The sequence below is a fragment of the Streptomyces sp. NPDC058653 genome, from assembly GCF_042716895.1.
Taxonomy (GTDB): domain Bacteria; phylum Actinomycetota; class Actinomycetes; order Streptomycetales; family Streptomycetaceae; genus Streptomyces.
In genome coordinates, this window is record NZ_JBHXRM010000027.1 from 25,043 (window position 1) to 49,611 (window position 24,569).

The window sequence follows — 24,569 nt, forward strand, 5'->3', positions numbered from 1 at the left end:
GCCCACTACGCGAGGGCGTTGAGGGTGACCTTGGCCGCCTCGGCGATGAGGGCGTCGTCGGGCTCGGCGTCCTTGACGTCCCGGCGGGTCAGGACGGCGATGGCGATCGGGTCCGCCTTGGGCGGCCAGACGACGGCGATGTCGTTGCGTGTGCCGTACCCGCCGGTGCCGGTCTTGTCACCGACCTGCCAGCCCTTGGGGGTGCCCGCGCGGATGACCGTGTCACCGGTGGTGTTGCGCTTGAGCCAGTCCGTCAGCACGGCCCGCTTGTCGGTGGGCAGGGTGTCGCCGAGGACGTACGTACGCAGATCGGTGGCCAGCGCGCGGGCGGTGCTGGTGTCGCGGAGGTCGCCGGGGACCGCGTCGCTCAGCTCGACCTCGTAACGGTCGCACCGGGTGACGCGGTCGCCGATGGCGACAAGGGCCCTCTCCAGACCCTTGGGGCCGCCGAGTTCGTCGAAGAGCAGGTTCGCGGCGCCGTTGTCGCTGTAGCGGACGGCGGCGTCGCACAGCTCGCGCAGGGTCATACCCGTGGCGAGATGCCGCTCGGTGATCGGGGAATGCCCTTCGAGAGCTGTGCGGTCGTACCGCACCAGACGGTCGAGCGCCCTGAGGGTGTTCTTCTCCAGCATCACGGCGGCGAGCAGGGCCTTGCAGGTGGAGGCGTACGCGAAGCGCTCGTCGGGCCGGTGGGTGATGGTCCGGCCGCTGCCGGTGTCGATCGCGTAGACGCCGAGCCGGGCGTCGAACCTCTTCTCCAGCCCGGCGAACGCGCGCGCCGTTCCGGGATCGGCGGTGGACGGTCCGGACGGTGCCGGGCCCGACTTCGTGGGTGTGGAGCCCGAGCGGGACGGCGCCCCGTCGTCGGACGAGCCGCCGCCGCACCCGACGAGCGGGATCGTGGCGAGGCCGGTGAGGGTGGCGAGCACGGAACGGCGGGGGAGCGGGGTACGCGTACGGGTCGGCATACGGTGACGGATTTCCTCTCGGGGCGCGCTGGTCGGACGCTGCGGACGGAGGCGGGGAGCCTGTGGTGGTCCGTACCTCCTCCGACCCCGAGGAGACCAACGCCCGCCCGTTCACGTCCAAGACCGGTATCGCTCATGGATCCATCAAGAATCGATATGATCGCTGGTCGTGGACCTGATACGGCACCTGCAATGCTTTGTGGCTGTTGCGGAAGAGTTACATTTCGGCCGCGCCGCCCAGCGGCTCGGTGTCGCCCAGCCGCCCCTGTCGCAGCGCATCCAGCGGCTGGAGCGGGAGTTGGGCGTACGCCTCTTCGAACGCTCCAGCAGACAGGTCACGATCACCAAGGGAGGCGCGCTCCTCCTTGACGACGCGCGGCAGTTGCTTGCCCGGTCCGATGCGCTGATGGCCACGGCCCGCCGTATCCAGGAGGGCCACAGCGGGCTGCTGAGGGCCGCGCTGCCGCCCGACATCGCCGGGGAGACGGTGGCCGCGATCCTGGCCGGCTTCCAGGAGCGCGAAGGAGGCGTTGAGCTGGAACTGCACGAACTCCAGACGGCCGAGCAGCTCGCCCGGCTCGCCTCGCACGAACTGGACGTCGGACTCATCCACCACCCCTGCGACGTGTCCGGGCTGGAGCTGGGCCCCGTGCTGCGCCATGAACTCGGCGTCCTGCTGCCGCGCGACGCCCCGCAGGCGCGCCTCGAAACGGTCCCGCTCGCCGCGCTCACCGGACACGACCTGATCCTCTCCCCCCGCGCACACGCCCCGGCGGTCCACGACGACCTCCTCACCACCTGCGCGCGGCACGGCTACACCCCCACCGCCGTCCGCCACGGCCAGGGGCCGAGCTTCATACGCGGTCTGCTCCTGTCCGGCCGCGCCGTCGCCTTCGGCCCGCGCGACGCCCACCACGCAGGGGACCCGGACCTCAGCTGGCGCCCCCTCAGCGGGGCGCCGCTGGCCCGGCGTCACTCGGCCGCCTGGCCCAAAGGGCGGGGCGACGCCGCCGTACGAGCCTTCGCCGATACCGTCACCGATGCCCTGGGCCGTACCGCGGCCGGCCCCGACCTATCCACCGGCCCGCTGCATCTGCGCCCGGCGGCGGAGTACTGGATATGACCGAGCCCCCCGCCCGCACCCACCCACGCGACCGCATCCGCACCGCGTTCGCCGAAGCCGGAGTCACCGGCTGGCTGCACGCCGTGGACATCGACTCCGGCGCCCAGATCGACGTGGGCGCGGACCAGCCCGTGGTCACCGCGAGCGTCCACAAGCTTCCGCTGCTCGTCACACTCCATCAGCACGCCGAGGCGGGGAGGCTGGCCCTGACGGACCAGGCCGAGTCACCTGCCGAGGACCGTACGGCGGGGCCCACCGGACTCTCCGCGATGCTCGACCCGGCACGGCTCTCGCTGCGCGACGCGGCGTATCTGATGATGGCCGTCAGCGACAACACCGCAGCCGAACTCCTCCTGGAACGGGTCGGCCTGGACGCCGTCAACGACACCACCGCGGGGCTGGGGCTCACCCGTACACACGCTGTGCAGAGCTTCCGCGAGTTCCTCACCAGCATCAGGGAGGACGCCGGGCACGGCGGCCCCCAGGCCCTGGCCGATCCCCGGGTACTCGCCCGCCTGCGCGCCCTCGACCCGGCCCGGACCAACCGCAGCACGGCGCGTGACATGACCCGGCTGCTGGGCGCGATCTGGCGCGACGAGGCGTGCGGACCCGAGTACGGGGCGGCCGTCCGCCGCCTCCTCGGCCTCCAGGTATGGCCCCACCGGCTGGCATCGGGCTTTCCGTTCGACGAGGTGCATGTCGCGGGCAAGACGGGCAGCGCGCCGACCCTCCGCAACGAGGTGGGCGTCATCGAGTACCCCGACCGGGGCCGCTACGCCGTCGCGGTCTTCACGCGCGCGGCGAGCCCGGCCGCCGCGCTCCCTGCGGCGGACGCGGTCATCGGCACGGCGGCGCGCATCGCGATCGACGCGCTGCGCACTCCTGATCCACGTTCGACGGGCGGCGTCCGGGCACGGCCGGGCCGGTAGAACCGGACGAAGCGGACGGGTTCTTGTCGTCTACGCGGGGAGGTGTTCGCCGGTGCGGTAGTACTAGTCTCATCGGCGACGCTGGACGTCCGTCGTACGACTGGGAAGCACCGAGCGGGGCGGTTGTGGAAGAGCACCGAGCACAGGGTGATGCCGAGCGGGACGAGACGACCCTGAGCGACCGACTCGGCCGGCTGGAACAGATGGTCGCCGGAATGGCGGCGGAGGCGGGGCGCGCGGAACGGGAGCCGGCCGGGGGCGACCCGGAGCCTGCCCCCTCGGGGTCGGCGACGGTTGAGGCGGCTGCTGAGCCCGCCGGGCGGCCCGAGGCGGGTCCGCCCGGCGTGCCAGGCCCGGATGCCGGGCCCGAGGCGGAGCCCGCGACTCCGGCGGAGCGTGGCCGCTCGGCGGCGACGATTGAGACGGCGGCGGTACCTGCGGGCCCGCCCGGGGCCGCAGGTCCGGCGGAGCGTTGTCCCTCTGTGACTGCGGCGACTGTGCCCGCCGGGCCGCCGGAGGCGGTTCCGCCCGGCGCGTCGGCGCCGGTTGTCGCGGCCGAGCGCGAGCGTGGCCCCTCCGGGTCGGCGACGGTTGAGGCGGCGGCGGGGCCGCGACGGCCCGAGGCGGTTCCGCCTGGCGCGGCGGCGCCGGCCGTTGCGCCCGAGGGGGAGCGCGGCCCCTCCGGGGCGGAGAGTGCGGCTCTGCCCGTCGGCCCGTACGGGGCCGAGTCCGCCGGTCCGGCGCAGCCCCGCTCCTCCGTAACCGCGACGGTTGCGGCGGTTCCGCCCGGCGCTGCGGCGACCGAGCGGGAGTCCGATGACTCTGTCGCGGCGACGGTTGAGGCGGCGGGACCGCGACAGCCCGAGGCCGTTTCGCCCGGCGCGGCGGCGCCGGCTGTTGCGGCCGAGGGGGAGCGTGGCCCCTCCGGGGCGGCGACCGCGGAGAGTGCGGAGCCTGTTTCTGCGGAGCCCGGCTCCTCCGTGACCGCGATGGTCAACGTGGTGGCAGTGCCCGCCGGGCGGCCGGAGGCGGGTTCGCCCGGTGCGGCAGGCCCGGGTCCCTCCGCGACCGCGGCGGTCGCGGCGGCTGGTGTGCACGCTGGGGCATCAGAGGCGGGTTCGGCCGGCGTGGTGGCGGCCGAGCGGGAGTCCGGTGACTCTGTCGTGGCGACTGTGGAGGGGGTGGGTGCGCCCGCCGGGACCGGAACCTCCGTAACCGCGGCGATCGCGGCGGCGGCTGTGCCCGGTTCCTCCGGGAGGCCGACAGGCGAGACTGTCGCCGGGCCCGAGGTCGTACCCCCGCCCCCGCCCGGGACGTACGGTGACACCCATCAGCCTTCGCGGAAGCGGCTCGGGCGGAGGGGGTGGGTTCTTGCCGGGGCCGGGGTCTGTTGTGCCGTGGTGCTTGGTGGCGCGGTCATCGGTGGAGGCTCCGCGCCGCCCTGGCTGTCCATACCCGGGGTCGCCGAGAGCGACGGCCAGGATCCGGCGAACACCACGCCCCGCCCCGCGGATTCGGTCCCGGGCGCGCCCGAGGGCGGACCCGGCCGGAGCGGCGCGCCCGTACCGGGCGAGACCCCCCGGAGCGGGGTGGCCGCCGAGCCGTCGGCCGGCGCACGGTCCGGTGGCGGCGGTTCGGGGGAACCCGTCCCGACGGAGACCGGCGCCGTATCACCGTCCGCCACGTCCGGGAGTCCCAGCGCCTCGGAGAGCACCACCCCGCAGTCACCCAGCGCAGGCACGAGCAGCGCCGGTACCGGGACCGGGTCACCGACCCCGTCGGACGAGGCGAGCGAACCCCCGTCGGACGACCACGACCCGCTCGGCGGCCTTCTCGGCGGTCTGCTCGGCGACTGACCCCGGATCAGGCGCGGTACACGAGGAGTTCGGCCACCTCGTAGGACATCTCGCGCGTGGCCGGGTCCGGGCGCGGGTGGTAGCGGCCCGCGCAGACCGAGAGGTTCACGATCAGATAGGCCTGCCAGTTCCGGCCCACGCCCCTGCGATCGGCGAAGGCGTGGACGCCGTTGACGTACCAGTCGACCGAGCGCGCGCCGAGGCGGACCTCGAAGTCGACCCACGCGCCGGGCCGGATCGCCCGGTCGCGGTAGTAGCGCTGGCCGCCGTTCACACGGTTCGACAGCTCCAGGAGATCCGGGTTGTCCGGGTGGTACTCGAACACGTCGATCTCGTTGCCGCCGTCCAGCCAGGTCCAGATCGCCGGCCACGCGCCCATCTCGTGGGGGAGACGGACCCGGGCTTCGAGGGTGTCGCCCGTGCGGAGCATGAAGTCCTCGTGGCTGCCCTCCGTGGTCAACAGCCCCGTGTACCAGGTGCCTTGGGGTCTCCGGGTGGCGCGGAAGACACCGCTCCTGCTGTACGCCGGGTCAGCGGTGAGGTAGTCGAGTTTGTTGTCGTCCGGATTGGTCGGGCCGCCCCCCGGATAGGCCCAGGAGTGGCCGGCCACCCACTGGTCCTCCGACGAGAAGTCGGCCGTGAACACCCGCCGGCCACGGGGGGAGAAGGAGTTCGCGGACTCGTCCGCCGTATCTGGGGATTCGCACATGACGTCGACCGCCTCGATCTCGCACAGCACCGCCCCGCATCTGACATACGTACCTACGACGGCGGTCGACGAAACGCCATAAAATACCGCACACTTACTCGACTCAGTCCTGCCGGTCCAGAGGACGGAAACCCCGCTCCTCCGACCGGAACAGGAAGTACGGCCGCGAGTTCAGGTCCAGGACGTTCGTGCCGTCCGCCGAGAAACGCAGGGGCTTGGCGATCCCCCGGTACTCGCCGTACTCGGCGTCGAACAGGCGCTGCGCCACAGCCGCCGGTTCGATGTCGGCCGTTCCGCCCAGCTTGTCGAGGGTGCGGGCGACCAGCCCCACCGCGTCGTACGCCTCCGGGGACCAGCGTCCTGGTTCGGAGCGGTACTTCTCCCGGTGGGCGGTCCTGAAGGTGCCGGACACGGTGCCCGGGTCGGTGAACGGGGTGGCGAACACCCAGCCCCGGCCCGCGCCTCCGGCCCGCCGGAGGAAGACCGAGGTCATGCTGTGCCAGATGCCCAGGCGCGGCCCGGTGAAGTCCGCCTCGGCGAGCGCGCGGGCGCACAGCGCGGCGCGCTCGGGTGAGGTGCCGCCGAAGACGACGGCCTGCGCCCTGTCGGCCATGGCGTCGCGCACGGCGGCGGCGAAGTCGTCGCTGTCGCCCGCGACGGGGTGGACGCTGGTGATGCCCTCGTTCGGCGAGGTCCCTCTGAACGAGCTGGTGAGGGCGCGCCCCGCCGGGCCGGCGGCTCCGTCATCGATGACCGCCGTACGGTCGACGGGCGCCGCCGAGGTCAGATACGAGATCAGTTCCAGCCCGAGGAACGACTCGGGCCCCGGGTCACCCTCAGCGTGCTCACGTTCGGCCCGGACGCGCCGAGTTCGGCGCCGTCCGCCGAGATCAGCACCATCGCCGTGCGGGCCTCCTGGTAGACCGGGGCGGCGGCCAGCGCCGCGGCCGGTGTGCCGAGACCGAGGACCGCGCTCACCCCGGCCTCCGTGAGGCGCCGGGCCGCGTCCTCGGCGCGGGCCTTGTCACCCCGGTCGTCAAGGGTGTTGAGGGCGAGGCGGAAGGTGATGCCCGCGCGCTGGTTGTGCTGTTCGACCGCCAGCCGTGCCCCGCGCTCCTGCGCCACGCTGTCCGTCCTGCCCGGGCCGGTGAGGTCGGCCTGGAAGCCGAGCGTGTGCAGGGGAAGGCCGCCGTCCGAGCCGCCGCCGGTGCTTCCTCCTCCCGCCGTCAGATACGCGGTGACCCCGCCGCCGACGGCGGCCACGGAGGCCGCCGCGCCCCCCATCAGCAGGAAACGCCGCCGGCTCGGCTGCGGGGCGTCCCCCGGCCCCGGGGACGCCGGGGGCCCGGCGGCGGGGCTGTCGTCGCCCGTCCCTTCCCGCGGGGCCGGCCGTGCGGCCCGCCCGGGGGTGGGGACCTCCAGCGCCCGCGCCGAGCGTTCGGCGACGACGCGCAGCAGGGCGGGGGGCAGCCAGCCCTCCTCCCGGTCCTCGGCGAGATCGCGCGCGAGCGGGACCCGTGGGTCGTCGAGCGTGGCCGCGACCTCCCCGACCGTCGGCCGCTCCGCCGGATCCTTCGTCAGGCAGGCCCGGACCAATGCCTGTAGTTCGCGCGGCACTTCGGCCAGGTCGGGCTCCTCGTGCACGGTGCGGAAGAGGACACCCGCCGCGTTCCCGCCGCCGAACGGGCGCCGGCCGGAAGCCGCGTACGCCAGCACACAGCCCAGCGAGAAGACGTCGCTCGCCGGGCCGACCTCACCCGCCCGCGCCTGCGCCTGCTCGGGCGCCAGGAAACCGGGCGTACCGACGACGGCGTCGGGCGCGGTGAGCGCGGTGGCGCCCCCGGCGTACGCGATGCCGAAGTCGATGAGCCGGGGGCCGTCGAGGGCGAGGAGCACGTTGCCCGGTTTCACGTCGCGGTGCACAACTCCCGCGTCGTGTACGGCGGTCAGCGCCTCGGCCAGCCGGGACCCCAGGGTCCGTACGGCGGCGACCGGCAGCACCCCGAAGCCGTCGACGGCCTCCACCAGCGAGGGACCGGGCACGAACTCGGTGGCCAGCCACGGCTCCCGGGCCTCCGCGTCGGAGGCCACGACCGGCACGATCCAGCGCCCGGTCAGCCCCCGGACCGCCGTGACCTCGCGCCGGAACCGGGTACGGAAGGCGGGGTCCGCCGCGTGCCGGGCGTGGATCGTCTTGAGCGCGACGAGCGCGCCGCCTCCCGTACGGGCGAGATAGACGACGCCCATGCCACCCGCGCCGAGCCGGGCCAGCAGCCGGTGCCCGCCCACCTCCCCGGGGTCGTCGGCGGCCAGGGGGCGCATCAGACGTCGACCTTGCCCGCGTAGGAGTACCGGCCGCCCTTCACCTCGTACCGGAAGGCCTCGTAACTCTCCAGCCAGCGGTACTCCTTGTCGAAGGTGTAGGACCGGACGACGCCCTTGTACGGCTTCTTCAGCAGCAGGTCGAAGAGCTCCGCCTGGGTGGGTCGGCCGCCGGCCTCGGTGAGGCGGGTGATGACCATACGGGCCACGTCGTACGCCTCCGCGGCCCAGTACGGAGGCGGTGAACCGTACCGCTTCCGATACGCGGTGCTGAAGGCCCGGACCGGGGAGGCCGACGGGTCGATGTACGGCGCGAAGACCTGCCAGCCGTCGGCTGCGGGTCCCGCGGCGGTCAGGAACTCCTTGTCGGCCGCCGGATAGCCGAGCACCCGGGGACCGCCGAAGTCCGTGGCCGCGAGGGCGCGGGCCACGGCGGCGGCCCTGGCCGGGGTGCCCGTGAAGACGAAGCCGTCCGGCTTGTTCCCGACCATCTCGGCGACGACCCGCGTGAGGTCCTCCGCCAGCCGTGGAGCGACGCGCGGCTCGCCGGCGATCTTGAGTACGCCGAGATTCTGGAACATCGTGTTGCCGAGCTGCCAGGCGGGCATGCCGCCGCCGCGGTCGACCAGTACCCCCACCCGCTTCGCGCCCTGGGAGTGGAGGGAGAAGGCGGCGGTGGCCGGCAGGTGGGTGTAGGAGGGCACGGCCTGGAGGAAGTGGCGCGGGTCGGCGGTGCCGTACGGGCTCTGTGCCGACGACGCCGTGAGCTGGGGGATCCGCCGTTCGTCGTAGCCGCCGAGGCTCGCGCCGGTGGCCTCGTCACCCGTCGAGCCGATGACGGCGAGCAGATCGCGGTCGTCGGCGAGTTTACGTGCCACCTTGGCCGCGCGGGTCGGGTACACCGTCCAGGTCGGGTTCGTCGTGCACCGTGCGGTAGAGGAGGGCGTCCACGGCGCCGGTCCCGAAGGGCGGGCGCCCGGTGATCGCGTAGGCGAGAAGACAGCCGAGGGCGAAGACATCGCCGGCGGGCGAGGCGGGCCGCGCCCGCGCCTGCTCCGGAGCGAGGAAGCCGGGCGTCCCGATCACCATGCCGGCGGAGGTGAGGGCCGTCTCCTCGGTGGCATGGGCGATGCCGAAGTCGATGAGGCGCGGACCGTCGACCGTGAGCAGCACATTGCCGGGCTTGACGTCACGGTGCACAAGTCCCGCCTCGTGCACGGTGGTCAGGGCGCGGGCCAGCATCCGGCCGAGGACGCGCACACCGCGCGACGGCAGCGGACCGCACTCCGCGACGGCCTCGGCGAGCGAGGGGCCGGGCACGAAGGCGGTGGCCAGCCAGGGAGATGAGGCGTCCGGGTCGGCGCCGGTGACCGCCACGGCCCACGGGCTGTCCACACGCCGGGCGGCCGTGACCTCACGGCGGAAGCGTGCGCGGAACTCGGGCTGGTCCGCGTACTCGGGAAGGATGACTCCTCGAGGATCGTAGGCAGCAACGCGCCGCGGCCCCCGGCCGGTTGACGATCCCGTGGCAGAGCCGTACCTCATCTGTCACACACCCGTGCGAACGACGTCCGGGCACCGGGGACCGAACGCACCGGGCCCTCGTCGACAAGTACGGGGTGTGGCCGCGACCCCGCGGCCGTGGGAGGGATCCTTATGGAAACGGACGACGACGACCTGCTCGCGCGGTCGGCGCGTGACCCGGCCGCCTTCGAACCGCTGGTCGAGCGCCACGCCCATGTCCTGCACGGCTACTTGGCCCGCCGTGCGCCCGCCGTCGCCGACGACCTGCTGGCGGAGGTCTGGCTCCAGGCGTACACCAGCCGTACCACCTTCGACGCCAGCCGCGGCACCGCACGCACCTGGCTCTTCGGAGTGACCAGGAACGTGCTCGCCGCCTACTGGCGGCGCAGCGCGCCGGAACGGTCGGGAGCGGCCGGTCGCGAGGACCGTGCCGTCAGCGATCCGTGGCAGGCGGTGGACGAACGGCTGGACGCCGCCGCCGTCGCCCCCGCGATACGCAGCACCCTGGACGAACTCCCGCACGCCGAGCGCGAGTTGCTGCTCCTGGTGGCCTGGGAGCAGCTCACCCCGACCGAGGCGGCGGCCGTGATCGGCATCCCGGCCGGCACCGCCCGGTCCCGGCTGCACCGCGCCCGCACCCGGCTGCGCCAGGCACTCGAACCGGCCAACGCACTTCCCCGGACAGGAGACCCCGCATGACCAGGAACACCCGCCCCGAAGCACTTGGCCCCGACCCCGATTTCCTGGATTTCCCCGGCGCCGACACCCTGCTCGCGGCCGGGCGCGTGGAGCCGGCCGACGGGGCGGCCGTCGAGGCCGCCCGGAAGGCCGTACTCGACGCCGTGGCCCGGGACACGGCCAGCCCGTCTGCCGGACGTCGGCCCGGCCTGCGACGGCGCCGCTCCGTCGTGGCGGCGGTGGCCGTGGCCGCGGTCGCCGCGGGGATCTTCGTCCTGCCGGTGACCGGGATGGACGGCGCGCCGCCGGCCGCCAGCGCGAACGCGGCGTCCTTCCTGCGGGACGTCGCGGCCACGGCGGCGGAGAAGCCCGCCCCCAACGCCCGGTACTGGAAGGTGGAGAGGCGCTTCGTCGGCAACCGCGTCATCGGGGTGCCCGACGCGAAGCCGGTCACCGAGGACCAGACGATCTGGTTCAGCCGCACGTCCCTGGTCGTCAGCAACCCCGGGGGCGGGAAGTCGACCGTCTGCGACGGCGACTACTGCACCTTCCCCGCGGGGGGCCTCGGGCAGATGCACTGGTCGGTCGGAGGGAAGCGGATCACCTGGGACGGACTCGCCGCACTGCCCACCGATCCGAAGGCCTTGAGGGCCGAGCTCCTCGGCGGATCCACCGACAGCCGGGGTTCGGTCAACAGCCAGATCCTGGGCCTGCTCGGCACCGCGCCGGCGGGACCGCACCTGCGGGCGGCTCTCTTCGAAGTCCTCGCCGGTATGGACGGGGTGCGGCTCGTCGGACCGATGAAGGACCGCGAGGGCCGGAAGGGCACCGGCGTGGAGTGGAGGAGCCCGAAGGTGAAGCATGTCCTCATCGTGGATCCGGCCAGCAGCAAGTTGCTGGAGCACCGCAGGGACGGCAAGTACGGCCCGTCGACCGTGACCTTCCTGTCGACCGGCCCGGTGTCGGCACTCGACTGACGGCGCCGCCGATCCAGCGGGATGTGAACACCCCTAGCACCGCGTCGTGCTCCGCGCAACAGGTGACGGCCCCCTCGTGGGGGCCGGGTTGTGGAGCGGCGCCACATTCCGGCGCGGATCGCGCGCTCCTACTGTGACCGCACCCCACTCCGGCCACCGTCCTTCCTGAGGGCGGTGGCCGGTCCTCGTCGCCGGAGGTCACGTTGTCCCACGTACCGCCTTCCCGCCCGGATCAGCCGACACCCTCGCACCCACGACGACACGGCCGCGCGCGGCGCGTCCTCGCGCGTATCGCCGCCGCCCTCGCCCTCGCCACCGGAATCGCCCTGCTCCCGCCCGCGCCGCAGGCGCAGGCGGCGGTCGCCCTTGAACGGGTGACGAGTTTCGGGGCCAACCCCGGCGGCCTGAACATGTACGTATACCGGCCCTCGTCGCTGCCGGCGAACGCGCCCGTGGTCGTCGCGCTGCACGGCTGCACCCAGTCCGCCCAGATCTACGCCGACAACTCGGGTCTGACCACCTACGCGGACCGGCACGGCTTCCTGCTGGTCCTCGCCGAGACGACGACCACGAACAACGTGAACAAGTGCTTCAACTGGTTCCAGGCCGGGGACATCCGGCGCGGCCAGGGCGAGGCCGCCTCGATCCGGCAGATGGTCGCCCACGCCGTGTCGTCCTACGGCGCCGACGCCGGACGGGTCAATGTCACCGGACTGTCGGCCGGCGGTGCCATGACGGCCGTCATGCTCGCCGCGTACCCGGACGTCTTCGACGCCGGCGCGGTGATGGCCGGAATCCCCTACGAGTGCGCCACGGACGTCCTCGGGGCGTTCACCTGTATGAGCCCCGGCGCGGACCGTACGCCCACGGACTGGGCCCAGCGGGTACGGAACGCGCACCCCGGTTACGCCGGCCCCTGGCCGAAGGTCTCCGTGTGGCAGGGCGACAACGATCCCACCGTCGTCCCGAGGAACGCGGACGAACTGCGCGACCAGTGGACCCAGGTGCACGGTCTGGACCAGACGCCCGACCGCAGCTCCACCATCGGCCCCAACGGCACCCGCCGGGACGAGTATCTGGCCGGGGACGGCACCGTGGCCGTGGAGGTCAACCGGGTACCGAACATCGGTCACGGCACACCCGTCGACCCCGGGACCGGGCCCGAGCAGTGCGGCGCGACCGGCACCGCCAACTTCATCGACTCGATCTGCTCCAGCCACTGGGTCACCCGCTTCTTCGGACTCGACGCGTCCGCGCCCGACCCCGGTGATCTGCCCGCCCCGGCCGGACTGCGGTCCACGGGCGTGACGGGCTCCTCCGTCGCGCTGGCGTGGGAACCGGTGGCGGGAGCGACCGGTTACGCGGTCTACCGCGGCGGTACGCGGGTGGGCGGGCCGGCCGAGGCGCGGTACACCGACACCGGTCTGGGCGCGGGGACCACGCACGCGTACAGCGTGGCGGCGCACGGCGCGGACGGGGTCGAGGGCGCCCGCTCGGCGCAGGTCACGGCCACCACCACCGGGGCGACGGCGACCTGCTGGACGTCGAGCAACTACGAGCACGTACGGGCCGGACGGGCGACCACCAGCGCGGGATACGTGTACGCGAAGGGCTCGAACCAGAACATGGGGCTCAACAACACGTTCGTCGTCCGCACGCTGAAGGAGTCACCGACGGGTTATTACGTCCTCGCCGACGCTCGCTGCCCCTGACGGGCGGGTAGCGTCCCGCCGCCCCGTACGTGTCGCGTGTCGTGTCCTTGCAACGGAGTGATGAGCCATGCCAGTTGTCCCGCAGAACGTCCCACCCCGGCCGGCACGGCGCGCCCGGTCCGTGCGGTCCGTCAGGCGCGTGCGGTCCGCCGTCCGCCACCTGCGCGCCGTCTGCGTCGCCGTGGCGGCCCTGACGGTGGCGGTCCCGGCTTCCGCGGTCCCGGCCACGGCGGCCTCCGCCGCGGCCGGCGACCGGCCGCCGGGCCACTGCGCCAGGATGGACGCCCTGGACGTCCCCGGCGCCGAACACCAGCGGCCCGCCTGCCTCGATGAGTTGACCACCGCCGGAACCGTCGCCTCGGGCCACACCGACGAGGCCGACTGGTCGGGGCTGACGCCCAAGGACCTCGCCACCCCGAGCGGCGTACCGGGCATCCAGATCGACGGCTACTTCCCCGACTCCTCGACCACCAACACCACCCACGGCTGGAACCACGACTCGCAGTTCGTCATCCGGCTGCCGGACCGGTGGAACGGCGGGCTGGTCGTCGCCGGATCGCCCGGGGTCCGGGAGCAGTACGCCAACGACCGGGCCTTCGGCGACTGGGTGCTCGCGCGCGGCTACGCCTTCGCCGCCACCGACAAGGGCAACTCCGGCGCCGCGTTCCACCGCGACGGCTCGGCCCCCGGCGACGCCCTCGCCGAATGGAACAGCCGCGTCACCCAACTCGCCGTCGCGGCACGGAAGGTGACCACCCAGCGCTACCAGAGGCCGGTGGCCCGCACCCTCGCGATGGGCATGTCCAACGGCGGCTATCTGGTGCGCTGGCAGTTGGAGAACCACCCCGAGCTGTACGACGGCGGCGTCGACTGGGAGGGCACCCTCTGGCGTACCGAGGACCCCAACCCCCTCACCTTCCTGCCGCCCACCCTGCGCGCCTATCCCGTCTACGCGGCCGGCGGCGCGGGCGCCGGCGCCGCACACCGGGAGATCGTGAAAGCCGGGTTCCCGGCCGGGTCGGAGTTCCTCTGGCCGTACCACCACCAGTACTACTGGGATCTCACCCAGCGCATCTACCGCGAGGAACTGGACCCCGGGTACGACGGCGCCACCGAGGCCGGGACCCCCTTCTGCGCACCCGGAACACCCGCCTGCGACGCCGACTACGACTACGGCGCCCGGCCGGACTCCGTCCGCGAGGCGATCGCGAAGATCGGGCTGACCGGGCGGATCGGCAAACCGCTGATCAGCTTCCACGGCACGCTCGACGTACTGCTGCCCATCTCCAGGACCTCGGACGCGTACGCGCGGATGGTGCGCCACGAGGGCCGAGGCTCACTGCACCGCTACTACCGGGTCGAGGGCGGCACCCATGTCGACTCGCTCTTCGACACCTTCCCCGACCGGCTCCGCCCCCTGGTGCCGTGTCACCGCTCGGCCGTCACCGCGCTGGAGCGCTGGCTGGACGACGGCCGGCGCCCGCCGGCGAGCCGTACGCTGCCGATGCCCGAGGGGGCGGATCCGGCCGCGCTGCTCGACCGGTGCCCGCTCGGCCGGTGAGCACAAGGGTGTTACGCGGAGTGGCGAACCGCCGCTCTACGTAAGGAATGTGGTGGACAGGGACACCTGATCGCCATCCACTGTGGTGAACCGTCACATGGGATGTCCGGTCAGGTGTCTCTACCGTTCCGGCCATGAAGAGCCCAAGTCACGCAGGCGCCGACCCCTCCGCACCCCGCGCGGACGGCCCGGAGCTCAAGGGCCGCACCGCACTGGTGACCGGCGGCGGCAGCGGCATCGGACGGGCCTGCGCCGAGGCGCTCGCCCGGGCCGGGGCGCTGGTCCATATCGTCGACCGCGACGCCGACGCGGCCAAATCCGCCGCCGCCGACACCGGAGGCGTGAGCCACACCGTGGACCTCGCCGACACCGGAGCGATCGGCCGCCTCCCGGCAGCCGTCGACATCCTGGTCAACAACGCCGGGCTGCAACACGTCGCCCCCATCCAGGACTTCCCGCCCGACAGGTTCGAGCTGATCCAGAAGGTGATGCTGACCGCCCCGTTCCTGCTGATGCGGCACTGCCTCCCGCACATGTACGAGGGCGGCTGGGGCCGCGTGGTCAACATCTCCAGCATGCACGGACTGCGCGCCAGCGCCTTCAAGTCCGCCTACGTCGCCGCCAAGCACGGCCTGGAAGGGCTGAGCAAGGTGGCCGCTCTCGAAGGCGCGCCGCACGGAGTGACCAGCAACTGCGTCAACCCCGGTTATGTGCGCACTCCACTCGTGGAAGGGCAGATCGCCGCCCAGGCCACGGCCCACGGAATCCCCGAGGACGAGGTCGTCAGGGACGTACTGCTGGACCGTTCCGCGATCAAACGGCTGATCGAGCCGGAGGAGGTGGCCGCGGTGTGCCTCTGGCTCTGCGGCCCCGACACCGGTTACATCACCGGCTCCTCCCTGCCCGTCGACGGCGGGTGGGGCGCCGGCTGACCCGCGCCCGCGCCCGCACCCGCGCCCCGCGGCAGAGCCCGCTCCCGCTTCGATCCCCCTTCCCCGCTCCCGCTTCGCCCCACCCGCACCCCCGTCCCTGCCCGCCCAACGAAACGCGGTGACTTCACCATGAGCGTCCCCAGCTCCCCACAACCCCGCCGGGCCAACATCGGCCGCATCGTCGCGGCGAGCCTCGTCGGCACCACCATCGAGTGGTACGACTTCTTCCTCTACGGCTCCGCCGCCGCGCTGGTCTTCAACACCCTGTTCTTCCCCAGCAGCGACCCCCTCGTCGGCACGCTCCTCGCCTTCCTCACCTACGCCGTCGGCTTCGCCGCCCGTCCCCTCGGCGGCATCGTCTTCGGTCACTACGGGGACAAGGTCGGCCGCAAGAAACTGCTGGTGCTCAGCCTCCTGCTGATGGGCGGCGCCACCTTCGCCATGGGGCTGCTCCCCACCCACGCGACCATCGGCGTCGGCGCGCCGATCCTGCTGACCGTGCTGCGGCTCGTCCAGGGCTTCGCCCTCGGCGGCGAGTGGGGCGGCGCGATCCTGATCGTCTCCGAGCACGGCGGCGACAAGAGCCGCGGTTTCTGGGCCTCCTGGCCGCAGGCCGGCGCCCCCGGCGGCAACCTGCTGGCCACCGGTGTGCTCGCGCTGCTCGCCGCGGTCCAGTCCGACGAGGCGTTCCTCGCCTGGGGCTGGCGCGTCCCGTTCCTGCTCTCCGGGGTGCTGGTCATGATCGGCCTGTGGATACGTATCTCGGTCGAGGAGTCACCCGTCTTCCTCGACGCCCAGCGGAAGGCCGCGGAGGAGGCCGAGGAGGCGGCGCGCGCGGCCGGGACCGCTGCCAAGGGCGGCGCCCCCGCGGTCAAGGAGGAAGCCCCCGTCGTCCAGGTGTTCCGCAAGAGCTGGCGTGAGGTCCTGGTCGCGATCGGCACCCGCTTCGGCGAGAACGTCTCGTACTACATCCTCACCGCCTTCGTGCTCGTCTACGTCACCGTGCATCTGGAGCTGCCCAAGAGCGACGCCCTCAACGCGGTCCTGATCGGCTCGGCGGTGCACTTCGTCACCATCCCGATGTGGGGCGCGCTCTCCGACCGGCTGGGCCGCCGTCCGGTCACCCAGATCGGCGCGATCGGCATGGTGGGCTGGGCGTTCGCCTTCTTCGCGCTGCTGGACACCGAGTCGTTCCCGGTCATCGCCGTCGCGGTCACGGTCGGCCTGCTGTTCCACGGGGCGATGTACGGGCCGCAGGCCGCCTTCATCTCCGAGATGTTCGACACGAAGGTCCGCTACTCCGGCGCGTCGATGGGCTCCCAGCTCGCCTCGATCATCGGTGGCGCGCTCGCGCCGCTCATCGCCGTCGAACTGCTCAAGGACTACGACTCGTCCCTGCCGGTGTCCCTGTATCTCAGCGCCGCCGCGCTGGTCACCGTCGTCACCGTGTGGGTGGCCAAGGAGACCAGGGGCCGTGACCTGACCAGGGACGGACTGGTCGGTTCGCACCCGGCGCCCACCGGCGATCCCGGAGGCGCCGTGGAGACACGGGCACCCGGCGGAAGCCGCACCGAGAGCGCCCGGAGCGTCAAGGACTCGGCCCGGCTGGGCGGCTGACCCGCCCGCGCCCTCGGCCGTACCGGCGCCGCCGCACCCATGCCCACCCGGAGGTGACCACCGTATGCTCGCCGACGTGACAGCTCCAGGCACCCGGCACTCCGTGGCCGCCCTCCGCCGGCTGCTCGATCTGCTGGCGCAGGGCGCGCCCACGGAGGACTTCGCCCGCCCCGCCGCCGACGCCCGCGAGGCCGGCGTGCGGGGCGGGGAACTGGCCGCGATCACCGAGGCGACCGATGTCGCCCTGCGTATCAGACGGACCCTCAGCCAGCACCGGCGCCGTGAGGCGCAGCTCACCGCGCTCTTCGACACCGCGAGCGACCTGGCCGCGCTCAGGGACCTGGACGCGGTGCTGCGGGCGATCGTCCACCGGGCCAAGCTGCTGCTCGGCACGGACGTCACCTATCTGTCCCTGAACGACGAGGCCGCAGGCGACACCTATATGCGGGTGACCGACGGGTCCGTGGCCGCCGCGTTCCAGCAGGTGCGCCTCGGGATGGGCGAGGGCCTCGGCGGGCTGGTCGCGCAGACCGCCCGCCCGTACGCCACCGGCGACTACCAGCGCGACACCCGCTTCCACCACACCGCCACCATCGACAGCGCCGTACTCGACGAGGGCCTGCGCGCGATCCTCGGTGTGCCGCTGCGCGTGGGCGCCCGGATCATCGGGGTGCTGTACGCGGCCGACCGCGCGCCCCGTGAGTTCGCCGCCGAGGAGGTGGCCCTGCTCTCCTCGCTGGCCGACCACGCCGCCATCGCCATCGACGGCGCGCGACTTCTGGAGGAGACCCGGGCCGCGCTGGTCGACCTCAACTCGGCGTCGGAGACGATCAGAACGCACAGCGGCCAGATGCGCCGCGCCGAGCAGGCGCACGACCAGCTCACCGACCTCGTCCTGCGGGGCGGCGGAGCCGACGACGTCGCCGAGGCCATCGCCGACATCCTGGACGGCGGGATCCTCATCCATGACGCGGACGGCGCCGAACTCGCCCGCGCCCGCGCCGAGTCGCTGGCTCCACCGGCCCCCGCCGTCGCCGCCTCCAGGGCCAGCGGGCGGGCGGTCCCGCTGAACGGCACCTGGGTCTGCGCGGTCCTCGCCGGTCCCGAACTCCTCGGCAGCATCGCCCTCACCGGGCGCGCGGACCTCGCGGACGTCGACCGGCTCCTGTTCGAACGCGCCGGGGTCGTCACGGCGCTGCTTCTGCTGCTGCGCCGCTCGGTCGCCGAGGCCGAGGACCGGGTACGCGGTGAACTGCTGGGCGACCTGCTCTCGCGCTCCGGCGATCCGGGCGCGCTCTCCGCGCGGGCACGGCGGCTGGGCGTCAATCTGACCCGCGGACACTGTGTGTTCGTCGCGGACGGCGAGAAGGCGGACCGGCACCGACTGCTGGCCGTGGCCGCCCGGCACGCGGGGGCCGGAAAGGGCCTGGCCGGTATCCATCAGGGACAGGTGGTGCTGGTCGCGCCGACCGACACCCCGGGGCCCAGCGCGCGCAGGCTCGCCGCCGAACTCGGCCAGGCGGTCGGCTCCCCGGTCACCGTCGGCGCCGCGGGGCCGGCCGCCGGTCCGGCCGAACTGCCCACCGCCCACACCGAGGCGTCCCGCTGCCTCTCGGCGCTGCGCGCCCTGGGCCACACCGGGCACGGCGGGGCGACCGACGACCTCGGCTTCGTGGGCGTCCTGCTGGGGGACCGGTCGGACCTGGGCGGTTACGTACGCGCCACACTCGGCCCCGTACTCGACTACGACACCGAGCGCGGCACCGACCTGGTGGGGACGCTCGACGCGTACTTCGCCGAGGGGGCGAGCCTCACCCGGACCAAGACCGCCCTGCACGTCCATGTGAACACGGTGGTGCAGCGGCTGGAGCGGGTCGGCCGGCTGCTCGGCCAGGACTGGAACTCCCCGGCCCGCTCCCTGGAGATCCAACTGGCCCTGCGGCTGCACGGGTTGACGGGCGGGCCGCGTCCGGCGCCGTACGACGTCGATCGCCGGACGGGCTGAACTCCGCCCGTCCGGCGATCGATGGGTCGAACGGCCGTCGGGGACCGGCCTCTCAGCGGGCCGGCCCCAACTGACCAGGGGTCAGCGGACCTTGACGAAGACCGGGTTCGAGTAGAACCAGAGGTCGTCCCACGGGCTCTCCAGGCCGTCCGCGAGCGGCTCGGCCTCGTCCGTGCTGGTACCGCGGACACGGGCGTACATGTCGCCGTCCACGTCGCGCAGGGTGTGCTTGATGACGTACTCGTCGCCCTGCTTGCGCCAGTCGCGCTTGCCGAACCGCGCCACGACCTTGGTGGTCGGGTTGGTGTCGGAGTCGCGGTCGTCGCTCTTGCCCGTGATCCTGCCGGTGATCAGGTCGACCCGGCGCACCTCGGGACGGTCGCCGTTGGCGTTCTTGCCGTCCAGCGGGCGGAAGCGGATCTCGATCTCGACGTCCGTACGGCCCCGGTTGTCGATCGTGATCGACTCACCGACGGCGGCCTCGTTGCCACGGTTGCGCGCCGTGACGTCCAGGGTGCGGATGAGGTCGCCGGTGCCGACCCAGATACGGCCGTTGCGCAGACCGTCCATGATGTCGGCGTAGTCCTGACGCGCCAGCACGTGCGTCTTGCTGTACTCGCCCGGCCAGAAGTCGGAGCCGCCGCGGGTCCAGTGCACGTGCGAGTCGGACGTCGCGGTGATCCACCAGCGCCGGCCCTCGCCGAGCAGCGCGTCCCACAGACCGCCGACGCGGGCCGTCATCTGGTCGAAGCCGCCGTGCGTGGGGTAGTTGCCGTACCCGCCGCGGTCGCCGCCGTTGAGCGGACCGGCCTGGTGGCCGGGGGCACCCTCGAAGCCGACGTAGATGTCGGGGGCGGCGTCGTTGCCGTTGCGGAACTCGCGGGGCGTGTCCTGACCGTAGACGCCGAGGCCCGGCGCGGAGCGCGAGGCGTGGTGGGCGATGACCAGCGGCTTGCGGCGCATGTCCTTCGCCGCCTTCAGGAACTCCACCATCTTGGCCTCGGTGTCACGGCCCGGGTCGGCGGGGAACGGGTCGAGCTTGGCGAAGCGCGACTCCAGCTCGAAGAGCTGCTGCGCCTCGTCGGTGTGGTGCGGGATCATCAGCGTGTGGTGGTCGAGCGCGGGGGCGTCGAACTCCATGCCCCAGAACTGGAGCACCTCGGGGACGAGCGCACGCGAGCGCAGCAGGTCGGGGTAGGCCTGCTCCAGGTTGACCTTCGAGTGGGTCGGGCCACCGTGGTCCGTGCACATGGCCCAGCTGAGGCCGAAGTTCTTGGCCATGATCGCGTTGGTCACGATCGGGTAGACGGCGTCGCCGCCCTTCTGGAACACGGGCGGGTTCTTCGTCGTGTCGAACGAACCGCTGTACTCCGAGTGCACGTGGTGGTCGCCGGCGCGCCAGGAGCGTCTGCGGGAGTCACCGGAGTGGCCGGACTTGCGATCGTCGTCCTCGTCGTTGCCGAAGGCGACACCGGCGCCGACGATGGGGGCAGCCGCGGCGAGGGTCGCGCCGACGCCTGCGAACTTGACGAGCCGACGCCGGGAGAGGGCCGAGCGCTCGGGGTCTTCGGTGTTCTTGTCCTTCACGGTGTGAAGCCTTTCGTTCAACTTCGGCGCGGGGGGTGCCAACCACTGAGTTTCGGAGATCAAACCGAACGCCCGGTGAACACAGGCGGGGTCCATCGAGAACAACGAACACTGCCCCCTACACCGACCGCCGGACCCCTCCGTGCCGCAGGTCGCGCGGCGTGTCGCGCGGGCCCCTCCGTCCCCCTCTGTCAGGCCTCCAGCAGCGGCAGCAGCGCGTCCGGTCGCATCGGCACCTCGCGCAGCCGGACCCCTGTCGCGTGCCGCACCGCGTTGCCGATCGCCGCCGCCGACCCGACCATGCCGATCTCGCCGATGCCCTTGCTGCCCATCGGGTTGAGGTGCCGGTCGTCCTCGTCGATCCAGTACGCCTCCATGGAACGCACGTCCGCGTGGGCGGGAACGTGGTACGAGGCGAGATCGCGCTCCACGAAGTCGCCCGCGACCGGGTCGATCGTCGCTCCCTCCATCAGCGCCATGCCCAGCCCCATCGTCATCGCGCCGATGAACTGGGAGCGCGCCGTACGGGGGTTGAGGATCCGCCCGGCGGCGAAGACCCCCAGCATCCGGCGGACCCGGATCTCCGCCGTGTCCCGGTCCACCTGGACCTCGACGAAGTGCGCGCCGTAGGCGTGGCGGGCGAACTCCGTCCCGGCCCGCACGTCCTCGGTGGTGTCGGCGCTCGCGGACAGCCCCTCGGGAGGCACGGCGCCGCCCACCGCGTCGATACGCGCCCGCAGCGCCCGGCACGCCTTGTCGACGGACCAGCCCCACGAGCCGGTACCGGAGGAACCGCCCGCCAGCGGTGCCCGGGGCAGATCGCTGTCGCCGATCTCGATCCGGACCCGGTCCAGGGGCGCCCGGAGCGCGTCCGCGCCGATCTGGGCGAGCACGGTGCGGGCTCCCGTACCGATGTCCGTGGCGTTGATCCGTACCAGGAAACCGCCGTCCGCGTCCGCGCGCGCCTCGGCCGTGGAGGGCGAGATGATCACCGGGTACGAGGCGGCAGCGACACCGCTGCCGACCAGGAACCGGCCCTCCCTCCGCAGCCCGGCACGCGGATCGCGGTCGCGCCAGCCGAACCGCCGGGCCCCCTCGCGCAGACACTCCACCAGATGACGGCTGCTGTAGGCGCGGCCCGAGTCGGGCTCGTGCGACGGTTCGTTGCGCACCCGCAGCTCCACCGGGTCCACACCGGCGAGGACGGCCAGCTCGTCCATCGCAGACTCCAGCGCGTACATGCCGGACGCCTCGCCGGGCGCGCGCATCCACGACGGTGTCGGCACGTCGAGCGCTGTGACGCGATGGACGGTGCGGCTGTGCGGAGAGGTGTACATGGTGCGGGCGGGTGTCGCGGCCTGCTCCACGAACTCCTTGACCGTGGAGGTGTACGAGACCACCTCGTGCGCGAGGGCGCTGATCACCCCGTCCCGGTTCGCGCCGAGCCGTACCCGCTGGATGGTCGGCGGCCGGTGCCCCACGACCGCCGGGAGCTGGGAGCGGTGCAGCACGAGCTTGACGGGGCGTCCGACATACCGGGCCGCCATCGTGGCCAGCACCGGCTGCGGGCGCGGTGTGCCCTTGGACCCGAACCCGCCGCCCACGTGTTCGCTGACGACGGTGACCTGGGCCGGATCGAGTGCGAAGAGCGCGGCCAGCGTCTCGCGCACGGTGGTCGATCCCTGGCTGGAGTCGTACACGGTCAGCCGCCCGTCGTGCCAGTGGGCGACGGCGGCGTGCGGCTCCATGGCGTGGTTGTGCATCGGGTCCATGGAGTACGTGGCATCGAGGGTGACCGGGGCGGCTTCGTACACGGCGTCGAAGTCTCCGCGCTCCCGGGTGCCGGGATGACCGCCGTTCGCCATCTCCGCGGCGTAGAGGCCGGGGTGGTCGGGGGTGAGGACGACGTCGTGGTCCTCCGTCACGTACGAGACCCGCACGGCGTCCGCCGTCGCCCGCGCCGCCTCCAGTGTCTCGGCCACGGCGACCGCGACGATCCAGCCCCGGTGCGGCACCCGGTCGTCGCGCAGCACACCGAGCGTGGCGTCCGCCGGGTCGCTGATCCGCGGCGCGTTCTCATGGGTCAGTACGGCGACGGCCCCGGGTTCCGCCAGGGCGGCCGCCGTGTCGAAGGAGACGGTCCGGCCCCGGGCCACGGTGGCGGGCACCGGCCACGCGTAGAGGCAGCCGGGCGGAGTGTGCTCCGCCGAGTAGCGGGCGGCGCCCCGGACCTTGGCCAGGCCTTCGATCCGGACGGCGGCCGCGCCCAGGGCGCGCTCCCGGCTGGTCGTCATCGGTCTCCTCGGCGGGGATCGGTGTGGTCGGTGGCGCTCGCGGTGGGGTCGGCCAGCTCGGTGAGCAGCCGGACTGCCAGGTTGCGGGCCATGGGGATCTTGAAGCCGTTGTCCCGCAGGGGCCGGGCGGCGGCCAGTTCGGCCTCGACCGCGCGCCCGAACGAGTCGGGCGTGGCCGGTTCGCCGCGCAGGGTGGCCTCCGCGGTGGTGGCCCGCCAGGGCTTGTGGGCCAGCCCGCCGAAGGCGATCCGTACGTCGCCCACGACACCGTCCCGTACGTCGAGCAGCACCGCGGCCGAGGCCAGCGCGAAGGCGTACGAGGCGCGGTCCCTGGCCTTGCGGTAGGCGGACGGCAGATCGGCGGTGGACGCCGGGAGCCGGACACCGGTGACGAGTTCGCCCGGCCGGATCACGGTGTCCCTCTCGGGGTGCTCGCCGGGCAGCCGGTGGAAGTCGGTGAGCGCCACGGTCCGTTCGCCGTCCGGACCCAGCAGCAGGACGTCCGCGTCGAGCGCGGCGAGGGCGACCGCCATGTCGGAGGGGTGTGTCGCCACGCACGCCTCGGAGTGCCCCAGCACCGCGAGATCCCGGTGGGCGCCCTCCCTCGCGGGACAACCGGAGCCGGGTTCACGCTTGTTGCAGGGCTTGGTGACGTCCTGGAAGTACGTACAGCGGGTGCGCTGGAGCAGATTGCCGCCGGTGGTGGCGGAGTTGCGCAACTGTCCCGACGCCCCCGCGAGCAGCGCTTGCGACAGCACCGGGTAGCGGGTGCGGACGGCCGGGTCGGCGGCCAGGTCGCTGTTGCGCACGGTGGCGCCGATGAGCAGTCCGCCGTCGGCGGTGACCTCGACGTGGTCGAGCGGCAGCCGGGCGACGTCGACCAGCCGGCCGGGGGTCTCGACGCCGAGCTTCATCAGGTCGACGAGATTGGTGCCGCCGCCGAGGAAGCGGGCGTCCGTGTCGCGCGCGAGGAGGGCGACGGCCTGCGCCGGGTCGGTGGCGCGCTCGTAGGTGAAGGACTTCACGAGGTCACGCCCGCCCTGCTCGTGCCGCCGGTCCAGGTCCTGCCGCTCGTCCCGCCGGTGCCGACCGTCGTGCTCGGTCGTGCCCCCGTACCCGCGACGTCCTGGACGGCGGCGAGGATGTTCGGGTACGCGGCGCAGCGGCAGATGTTGCCGCTCATCCGTTCGCGGATCTCGTCGGCGGTCAGCGGGACCGGTTCGCCAGGCGGCGGGCCGTCGGCGCCGGTGACGTGGGACGGATGCCCGCCGGCCGCCTCGGCGATGACGCCGACCGCCGAGCAGATCTGGCCGGGTGTGCAGTAGCCGCACTGGAAGCCGTCGTGGTCGAGGAACGCCTGCTGGAGCGGGTGCGGCCGGTCGGGCGCGTCCGCGCCCCCGGAGAGGCCCTCGATCGTGGTGATACGGGCGCCGCTCTGCGCGACGGCCAGCAGAAGGCAGCTGTTGGCGCGCCGGCCGTCCACGAGGACGGTGCAGGCACCGCACTGGCCCTGGTCGCAGCCCTTCTTGGGGCCGGTGATGTCGAGGTGCTCGCGCAGCGCGTCGAGCACCGTGGTGCGGTTGTCGAGGGTCAGCCGGTGCGGGGTTCCGTTGACATGGAGCATCACTTCGGAGGTGTGCGGCATCACCGTCGGGTATCCCTCGGGCATACCGGGCAAACGGGCCTCGCCGGGGACCACCCGATCGGCTCCGGCCCGGTGGGGCGACGCTTGGACCGGTGGGGCCTCTTGGACCGGGGGCCCGGCGGGGGCGGTG

At 73.2% G+C, this 24,569-nt stretch carries 16 protein-coding genes and 2 pseudogenes; 10 read left to right on the plus strand and 8 right to left on the minus strand.

Going from position 1 to position 24,569, the window contains the following annotated elements; genetic code table 11:
• Positions 1 to 5 precede the first annotated feature (5 nt).
• A complete protein-coding gene (gene bla / locus ACFWU9_RS22560; protein WP_384321098.1) occupies positions 6 to 968 on the minus strand; it encodes a class A beta-lactamase in 963 nt (320 codons plus the stop codon).
• A gap of 199 nt (positions 969 to 1,167) precedes the next feature.
• Between bla and ACFWU9_RS22565 the strand changes: the two genes are divergently transcribed.
• From ACFWU9_RS22565 to ACFWU9_RS22575, 3 genes are all read left to right on the plus strand, one after another.
• Positions 1,168 to 2,091: a LysR family transcriptional regulator gene (locus ACFWU9_RS22565; RefSeq protein WP_384321100.1), complete on the plus strand. Its 924-nt coding sequence runs from the start codon at positions 1,168 to 1,170 to the stop codon at positions 2,089 to 2,091.
• Positions 2,088 to 3,020 carry a serine hydrolase gene (locus ACFWU9_RS22570; RefSeq protein ID WP_384321102.1) on the plus strand — a complete coding sequence of 311 codons (933 nt, stop codon included), beginning with the start codon at positions 2,088 to 2,090 and terminating at the stop codon, positions 3,018 to 3,020. The genes ACFWU9_RS22565 and ACFWU9_RS22570 overlap by 4 nt, the downstream gene beginning before the upstream one ends.
• A gap of 1,397 nt (positions 3,021 to 4,417) precedes the next feature.
• Entirely contained in the window at positions 4,418 to 4,876 is a 459-nt protein-coding gene (locus ACFWU9_RS22575) for a hypothetical protein (RefSeq protein ID WP_384321104.1), read from the plus strand.
• A gap of 7 nt (positions 4,877 to 4,883) precedes the next feature.
• On the opposite strand, the gene ACFWU9_RS22580 is transcribed toward ACFWU9_RS22575, so the two are convergent.
• The 3 genes and pseudogenes from ACFWU9_RS22580 to ACFWU9_RS22590 form a co-directional block, all read right to left on the minus strand.
• Entirely contained in the window at positions 4,884 to 5,615 is a 732-nt protein-coding gene (locus tag ACFWU9_RS22580; protein WP_384321106.1) for a beta-glucanase, read from the minus strand.
• A gap of 73 nt (positions 5,616 to 5,688) precedes the next feature.
• A pseudogene (locus ACFWU9_RS22585) lies at positions 5,689 to 7,907 on the minus strand (bifunctional serine/threonine-protein kinase/ABC transporter substrate-binding protein).
• A pseudogene (locus ACFWU9_RS22590) lies at positions 7,907 to 9,365 on the minus strand (ABC transporter substrate-binding protein); the annotation flags it as partial. The pseudogenes ACFWU9_RS22590 and ACFWU9_RS22585, both read right to left, overlap by 1 nt.
• Before the next feature lie 198 nt (positions 9,366 to 9,563).
• On the opposite strand from ACFWU9_RS22590, the gene ACFWU9_RS22595 reads away from it, so the two are divergent.
• The 7 genes from ACFWU9_RS22595 to ACFWU9_RS22625 all read left to right on the plus strand — a co-directional run bounded on the left by ACFWU9_RS22595 (position 9,564) and on the right by ACFWU9_RS22625 (position 18,913).
• A complete protein-coding gene (locus tag ACFWU9_RS22595; RefSeq protein ID WP_384321108.1) occupies positions 9,564 to 10,130 on the plus strand; it encodes an RNA polymerase sigma factor in 567 nt (188 codons plus the stop codon).
• Positions 10,127 to 11,086 carry a CU044_5270 family protein gene (locus ACFWU9_RS22600; RefSeq protein WP_384321110.1) on the plus strand — a complete coding sequence of 320 codons (960 nt, stop codon included), beginning with the start codon at positions 10,127 to 10,129 and terminating at the stop codon, positions 11,084 to 11,086. The genes ACFWU9_RS22595 and ACFWU9_RS22600 overlap by 4 nt, the downstream gene beginning before the upstream one ends.
• Positions 11,087 to 11,289: 203 nt before the next feature.
• Positions 11,290 to 12,798: a PHB depolymerase family esterase gene (locus ACFWU9_RS22605; RefSeq protein ID WP_384321112.1), complete on the plus strand. Its 1,509-nt coding sequence runs from the start codon at positions 11,290 to 11,292 to the stop codon at positions 12,796 to 12,798.
• Positions 12,799 to 12,865: 67 nt separating this feature from the next.
• The gene (locus ACFWU9_RS22610; protein ID WP_384321114.1) at positions 12,866 to 14,359 is read left to right on the plus strand and encodes a 3-hydroxybutyrate oligomer hydrolase family protein; all 1,494 of its coding nucleotides are present in this window, start codon (positions 12,866 to 12,868) and stop codon (positions 14,357 to 14,359) included.
• 134 nt (positions 14,360 to 14,493) lie between these two features.
• Positions 14,494 to 15,291 carry a 3-hydroxybutyrate dehydrogenase gene (locus ACFWU9_RS22615; RefSeq protein ID WP_384321115.1) on the plus strand — a complete coding sequence of 266 codons (798 nt, stop codon included), beginning with the start codon at positions 14,494 to 14,496 and terminating at the stop codon, positions 15,289 to 15,291.
• 129 nt (positions 15,292 to 15,420) lie between these two features.
• The gene (locus ACFWU9_RS22620) at positions 15,421 to 16,908 is read left to right on the plus strand and encodes an MFS transporter (protein WP_384321117.1); all 1,488 of its coding nucleotides are present in this window, start codon (positions 15,421 to 15,423) and stop codon (positions 16,906 to 16,908) included.
• A 64-nt stretch (positions 16,909 to 16,972) separates the two neighbouring features.
• Complete coding sequence (locus ACFWU9_RS22625; protein ID WP_384321119.1) at positions 16,973 to 18,913, plus strand: helix-turn-helix domain-containing protein; 1,941 nt, start codon at positions 16,973 to 16,975, stop codon at positions 18,911 to 18,913.
• A gap of 81 nt (positions 18,914 to 18,994) precedes the next feature.
• Here ACFWU9_RS22625 and ACFWU9_RS22630 read toward each other — a convergent pair whose 3' ends face one another.
• The 4 genes from ACFWU9_RS22630 to ACFWU9_RS22645 form a co-directional block, all read right to left on the minus strand.
• A complete protein-coding gene (locus tag ACFWU9_RS22630; protein WP_384321121.1) occupies positions 18,995 to 20,500 on the minus strand; it encodes a phosphoesterase in 1,506 nt (501 codons plus the stop codon).
• A 191-nt stretch (positions 20,501 to 20,691) separates the two neighbouring features.
• Entirely contained in the window at positions 20,692 to 22,794 is a 2,103-nt protein-coding gene (locus ACFWU9_RS22635) for a xanthine dehydrogenase family protein molybdopterin-binding subunit (protein WP_384321123.1), read from the minus strand.
• Positions 22,791 to 23,819 carry an FAD binding domain-containing protein gene (locus ACFWU9_RS22640; RefSeq protein WP_384321125.1) on the minus strand — a complete coding sequence of 343 codons (1,029 nt, stop codon included), beginning with the start codon at positions 23,817 to 23,819 and terminating at the stop codon, positions 22,791 to 22,793. Before ACFWU9_RS22640 ends, ACFWU9_RS22635 begins: the two co-directional genes overlap by 4 nt.
• A complete protein-coding gene (locus tag ACFWU9_RS22645; RefSeq protein ID WP_384321127.1) occupies positions 23,816 to 24,463 on the minus strand; it encodes a 2Fe-2S iron-sulfur cluster-binding protein in 648 nt (215 codons plus the stop codon). The genes ACFWU9_RS22640 and ACFWU9_RS22645 overlap by 4 nt, the downstream gene beginning before the upstream one ends.
• Positions 24,464 to 24,569: the final 106 nt, after the last annotated feature.